Origin of the sequence: uncultured Algibacter sp., assembly GCF_947490405.1 — a bacterium.
Lineage (GTDB): Bacteria > Bacteroidota > Bacteroidia > Flavobacteriales > Flavobacteriaceae > Algibacter_B.
Genome location: NZ_CANLGU010000016.1, coordinates 1 through 692, shown reverse-complemented (window position 1 = coordinate 692; position 692 = coordinate 1). Strand labels below are relative to the sequence as shown.

Genomic DNA, 692 nt, shown 5'->3' with positions numbered 1-692 from the left:
AACGGTTCGTGTAAGGATAGTTGCGTGGTTAAGCAACTAACTTAACAAAAATGGAACGAACCAGAGGAAAATCCGCAGGATTTTCCGAGTAGGCACGAACCAAGCAATTATTTTTACACTTTGTTGTACACAGTTTTTTTAATAAATTAAAATTGTACCATTTGGAAATTCCCCTTTATAACCGCAAGGCAAATGTCCGTTTTTATATATTGGAATCAAATGAGAATAAAATGTAGGGATATTATATTTTTTATATGCTAATTCTTGACAGTAACTCAAGATGTCCCATTCAACAGATGCAAAAATAGACTCAGGTAAATCAGTTTGATTTAATTTTTCTCGTACGATTTTAAATATTCCGTTGTTCAAATAGTTTTTTATTCCACCAGTAATTGTATTCCATTCATTTGATTCATTCGTTCTTGTTCGGTCAAGAAATAAAGTCAGCTCATTTCTTTTGTCCAATTGATAATTTTCCCATTCAACAGAATTACAAGATTCTATTGATTCGGTTAAAGACTTAATTCTTTCCAGTTTATGCTTAGATGAAAATTCAATTTCTTTTCCACAATTACTAAACCAATCTATATTTTCTAAATCCGAAAAATGTTCAGGTTTTAGAGGTTTTAAATATCTCAATGGTTTGTCGTATTCTATTGTCATTTTAGGGTTTCTTAAATTGTGTACAACGT

Annotated in this window: 1 protein-coding gene; it reads right to left on the bottom strand. The window is 30.6% G+C overall.

Going from position 1 to position 692, the window contains the following annotated elements; genetic code table 11:
* Nucleotides 1-138: 138 nt before the first annotated feature.
* The coding region (locus Q0772_RS16210; RefSeq protein ID WP_298347004.1) for a hypothetical protein at nt 139-692 on the bottom strand (554 nt) is incomplete at its 5' end.